Below are 4,436 nucleotides of genomic sequence, written 5' to 3'. Positions count from 1 at the left end.
CTTCCAAACAACTGTTTGCTCAAATTCAGTTTGCGATCGCTTCTGGACAATATCCCCCTGCTCATCGTTTACCCAGTACTCGACAGTTAGCGATGATCACAGGTTTACATCGCAATACTATTAGTAAAGTCTACCAACAGCTTGAAGAAAATGGATTAGTTGAATCGATCGCTGGGTCAGGGATTTACGTTAAGCTGCATGAACACGAAAATAGAGTCAGTGAATCAGATTCCCCCGTAGCTGCATCAATTAAAGCAATTAAAGAAGGGGTAGATCGGGTTTTAGAGCTAGGCTGCACCATCGATCAAGTCAAAGAGTTATTTACTGAAGAAATTGATTGGCGGATTAGCTGTTGCGATCGCGTGGTGGTAACCGTACCCCAAAGAGATCTTGACGCAGGTAAAATTATCCAGCAAGAATTAAAAAATACTTTAGGAATTGAAATTGAATTAATTGAATTAGAACAACTGCCTCAAATTCTGGCAGCAATTAACTTTGGCACTTTAATCACTAACCGCTATTTTATTAAAGAAGTGCTGGCAATTGTGCCACCCAACTCTTTTCGCGTCATTCCAATTGATATCTATGACTACAATAAAGAACTGCAACTCATTAAGGCGTTACCATCTCAAGCCTGTTTAGGTATTGTGAGCTTGAGTGAAGGTACGTTAAGCGTCGCTTCGAGTATTGTTAACAGTCAAAGAGGAGATGATTTATTAGTATTAACCTCTTCTTTAAGCGATCGCGATCGTTTAAGAGCTGTAATTCGTTCTGCTCATACAGTGATCGCTGGCTATACGAGCTATGATCGAGTTAAGGCTGAAATTGTGGCAATGCGCGAGGATTTGATTCGTATTCCTGATGTAATTAGCGTCGATAGCTATATTAGTGAAAAGTCAATTAAGCTTTTGCAGCGAGAATTAAGTCTGAAAAAAATTAAATAATCTAGCTAAATCAAACATTCAATCAACATTTAATGGCTAAAGGCGACTGTATTTACGTATATCGAAATTTTGGGCAATTAGAAGGAGTTTACAAACACTATGGCATTGACTGTGGGGATGGTACGGTAATTCACTATCGCAAACCTAGTGAAGTCATTGAACAGACTTCTCTACTCACCTTTAGTCGAGGCAATCCCGTTTACGTAGCTGAATATAGTGAAGGGTTTGGCTATATTCCCGATGTCGTGGTTGAGCGAGCTAAAAGCAGACTGGGAGAACGGGACTACAATTTACTCTCCAATAATTGCGAACACTTTGCTAGCTGGTGTAAAACAGGAATTAACGACAGTAAACAAATTAGAAACTATTTACCAGCGATCGCTACTTTAGATATTTCTCAGCTATATAAGCCAATCCAACAGGCGCTCAAAGGAAAAGACAGCAGCAATAATAAAAGACTTACTGCTGAAGCTCTAATGGACATTAAATCAGTTTGGAATCAGGTGCAGCCAAAATACCAAGAAGCGATCGCCGAAGCCCAAACTTGGAACAAAGTAGCTAAAAAAGCCCTAAGTCAGGAACGAGAGGATTTAGCCCGAGCAGCGATCGCCAAGAAATTAGATTATGAACGGCAGGCAAGCAAACTAGAAATAGAGTTAAGTGAGCTTGCCGAAATAACCGCAAATATTGTCCGTAGTCAGAGAGACTCCGCCTGAGAACGACAAACTTCCTCTGACTTCGTCAAAATGAGCCGTAATTAACTTCACTTCGAGTTTGTGTTTGACTGTTGTTGCGCAAACTTTAGTCTTGATTACTGTTTAATTGCTCTTTTAAGGCAGCTAAACTAGACCAGCGATGATCGACATGATGCTCATCTGAAGTTGCTTTAACGCTCGCTCCAGGACAGTCTGCTCCACAAATTTTCCTCAATGGTAAAGCTAAAGATAGCTGCTCAAAAAGCCAGATTTCGGGATTGTAATGTCCATTAGGAGGTAAAGTTTCTGAGAGATCATCTAGAGAAACCTCTCTTTCTGAGGGAAGATCCTCTGCGTTTTCTAATTCAGATTCGAGCCAGATTAACTCCGAAGTATCGATTTCCAGGCGATAATTATAGTGCTGTAAACAGCGATCGCAAACTAGAGTAATAATTGTTTCTGCGGTTGAGATAATTTCCAAAAAATTACCTCCATGACGTACTGAAATAGATCCCTTAACGGGAACTAAGGTGTCTAAACCTGAAATACTATCATCAACAATAATGTCTGCCGTTCTGTTTGGTGCTTTAAGCAGATGAGGAATATATATCGGTTCCATTGTTTACTTAATATGATCCATTTGGATATTAGCGCACTGATGACCTTTGGCAGGACTATTGAGGCAAAATCACTAGCTGACGATTTGGCTCTTGACCACGACTCTCGCTGCTTAAGCCTGCTGTACTTTCTAATAAAGAATGTATTTGTTTTCTTTCGGCGGAAGATAAGCCAGGTATTGCCACTTCTTCCCCCGTTGATTGTACCTGAGCGATCGCGTCTTGAGTCAAGGTTGCTAATTCTTGGTTGCGTTGAACTCGATAACCATCAAGCTCAACGATAAAAGAGCTTTGCACTTCTGGATCTGCATCTAAATTCAGAATAGTATTGGTTAAATACTGAATCGCATCAATGCTTTCACCTTTATTACCAATCAGCTGCTGTTTTTGCGTCTCGGTTAAATCATTAACGCTAATACTTAACCAGTTAAAGTCTGAATCAGCAGTTACTGTTTCAAACCCTTCTGTCTTAACCTCAGCAGCTACACCCATGAGGGTAAGTAACTGCTCTAACCATTCCTTGCCCGAACTCAATTGACTTTTCACAATAGTTAATGGTTACTAACCTGAAGTTTTTTCTTTCTTCTTAGAACGCTTCTTTTCAAACGGCAATGCATTTCTATTGCTTGTAGCTTCTGCTTTTTCCTGTTCATCAAGAATTTTCTGGAGATCATCTGGCAGAGGTTCACGCATCAAGAACCAAGTTTGACCAGTTTGGAAGAAGTTTGCCACCACGATATACATTAATACGCCCGCAGGGAGAGGAAAGAAGAGAAACATTCCACTGAACAGTAAAGGCGTAATCTTATTAATTGCCTGTTGTTGGTCTGCACCAGGACTAGTATTTTGCGCTCCACTTAGCTGTTGGTTCACATATATCCCTACCCCAAACATCAAGACCATTGCCAGAATATCAAAGTTGATGCCGCCGTCTTCATTAGTTACCCCAACTCGACCAAGCTTTTCAATGAATAAAAAGCCAGTATTAGCCGCAATCCCAGGAAGTTTTACTTGAATTGTGGCATCTCCTGGTTCTAAAGCAGTAATTGTGCCATCTTCGTTGATTTTTACGCGCTCAAAACCTTTGGTAACTTCTAAAATAGGGTTAATATCGCTCTCTGGATATTCTTTGAGCAAAGTATTCAAAGATTTACCTTCAGGGGTTTGCAATTCTACTTTGGTAGTATCCCCTACTGCCAACTTACTACCACCTGGCAACATTGCAGCTATCCTTTCATGTATGCCATCTTCGATATAAATATTTTTTGGCTTAGTCGCGAAAGGCTGAGGCGCAACTCGCTCGATCTGTTCTTGGGGTAAAATCTGAACATTAATATCGTAGGGAGTGTCAGTAAAAGGCGAGCCTCTCAAGGTAGCAAAGAGGGCAAACAAGATTGGCATTTGCAAGAGCAAAGGGAAGCATCCTGCTAGAGGATTGCCAAATTCCTGCATTACTTTTGCCTGTTCTTCTCGCTGCTTCTCAGGATCGTTCTTATATTGCTGTTTAATTTTCTCCTGTCGTTCTTTCATCATCGGCTGAACAATCTTCATTTTTCGCATGTTGCGAATTTGTCCTGCACTCAAGGGAACTACTGCAAAACGAATTACAATTGTCAAAGCAATAATCGCAAAACCATAACTCGGCACTAATCCATAGAAAAAATCCAGGATGGGGAGCATGATGTTATTTGAGAGGAAGCCGATACCAAAATCCATTTTTTAATCTGTCCAGCCTTTTACGAAGATGATTATAATTGCAATTCAGTTTAATCGATCGCCCGTGAGGAAAACCGATCTAAACTGTAATTATATGTAATTTATACTATGTTATTTAGTTCACTCTAATCGACTCTAAAGGTCTACCTGTCTTGTCTGCTGCGCGCTCGGAAATATAGTCGTAAATCTCTCTAAATTGAGGGACTGCACGCATTTCTAGACGACTTTTATCCCTGAGGGTAATTACTAAATCTCCCCATAGACCAACTCCTCTAGGTACTTTAACAATTTTCATGACCTCAGAATAGATAATATCTGTTCTTTGAGTACCTCTCCACCCACCAGTCACACAAATACGACGGTCTGTAATCCGATAGCGAAGCCACAAGGCTCTAACGATTGCACCTACGGTTAAGGGAATGCAGATTACGGTAAATGCTAAAAATATATTAAAAATTAAATCT

The 4,436-nt window shown here is 40.4% G+C and carries 6 protein-coding genes; 2 read left to right on the top strand and 4 right to left on the bottom strand.

Features of this window, described 5'->3' with window-relative positions; genetic code table 11:
• Positions 1-944, top strand: a 944-nt coding sequence (locus C7B62_RS24720) for a GntR family transcriptional regulator (protein ID WP_106244045.1), incomplete at its 5' end; no start/stop codon positions are given.
• A 32-nt stretch (positions 945-976) separates the two neighbouring features.
• Positions 977-1,660, top strand: coding sequence for a lecithin retinol acyltransferase family protein (locus C7B62_RS24715; protein ID WP_106244042.1), 684 nt, complete (start codon positions 977-979; stop codon positions 1,658-1,660).
• Positions 1,661-1,745: 85 nt separating this feature from the next.
• Here C7B62_RS24715 and C7B62_RS24710 read toward each other — a convergent pair whose 3' ends face one another.
• The 4 genes from C7B62_RS24710 to C7B62_RS24695 form a co-directional block, all read right to left on the bottom strand.
• The gene (locus C7B62_RS24710) at positions 1,746-2,258 is read right to left on the bottom strand and encodes a DUF177 domain-containing protein (RefSeq protein WP_106244039.1); all 513 of its coding nucleotides are present in this window, start codon (positions 2,256-2,258) and stop codon (positions 1,746-1,748) included.
• Positions 2,259-2,313: 55 nt separating this feature from the next.
• Positions 2,314-2,802: a R3H domain-containing nucleic acid-binding protein gene (locus C7B62_RS24705; RefSeq protein ID WP_106244036.1), complete on the bottom strand. Its 489-nt coding sequence runs from the start codon at positions 2,800-2,802 to the stop codon at positions 2,314-2,316.
• 15 nt (positions 2,803-2,817) lie between these two features.
• Positions 2,818-3,972: a membrane protein insertase YidC gene (gene yidC / locus C7B62_RS24700; RefSeq protein ID WP_106244033.1), complete on the bottom strand. Its 1,155-nt coding sequence runs from the start codon at positions 3,970-3,972 to the stop codon at positions 2,818-2,820.
• A 115-nt stretch (positions 3,973-4,087) separates the two neighbouring features.
• Positions 4,088-4,436 (bottom strand): PH domain-containing protein (locus tag C7B62_RS24695; RefSeq protein ID WP_106244029.1); only part of this gene is annotated, 349 nt, incomplete at its 5' end.

Source organism: Pleurocapsa sp. CCALA 161 (assembly GCF_003003995.1).
Classification (GTDB): Bacteria; Cyanobacteriota; Cyanobacteriia; order Cyanobacteriales; family Xenococcaceae; genus Waterburya.
The sequence above is the reverse complement of the archived record's forward strand: the minus strand, read 5'-3'. Positions and strand labels throughout refer to the sequence as shown.